Source organism: Streptomyces sp. URMC 126 (genome assembly GCF_051386555.1).
Taxonomy (GTDB): Bacteria; Actinomycetota; Actinomycetes; order Streptomycetales; family Streptomycetaceae; genus Streptomyces.
This window is the reverse complement of the sequence record NZ_JBPQTX010001276.1, coordinates 1-241: the sequence shown is the minus strand read 5'-3', so window position 1 is coordinate 241 and position 241 is coordinate 1. Positions and strand designations below refer to the sequence as shown.

Here is a 241-nt window from a genome sequence, read left to right as displayed (position 1 = left end):
ATCGAACCTGTCGCCACCTGGTCGTGGTACGTCATCCTGGGCGCCTATGGCTTGACGGCGGCCTGGTGGGCCTGGGCGGACATGTCGGGCTACACCAAGCGGCGCGCGGCCGACAAGATCGAGCAGCGGCGCCTGAAGAGCATCGAAAAGAACAAGGAAGCCATGGGTACGGGCACGCGTTCGCGCCGCTGATCGGATCTGAATTGCGCAGCAGGCTTCGTCGCAGGCGATGCCTGGGGTC

At 65.1% G+C, this 241-nt stretch carries 1 protein-coding gene; it reads left to right on the top strand.

Annotation, left to right across the window (positions count from 1 at the left end; translation table 11 throughout):
- The coding region (locus tag ACSNOK_RS35955) for a TIGR04438 family Trp-rich protein (RefSeq protein WP_436784853.1) at positions 1-192 on the top strand (192 nt) is incomplete at its 5' end.
- Between the last annotated feature and the right edge of the window lie 49 nt (positions 193-241).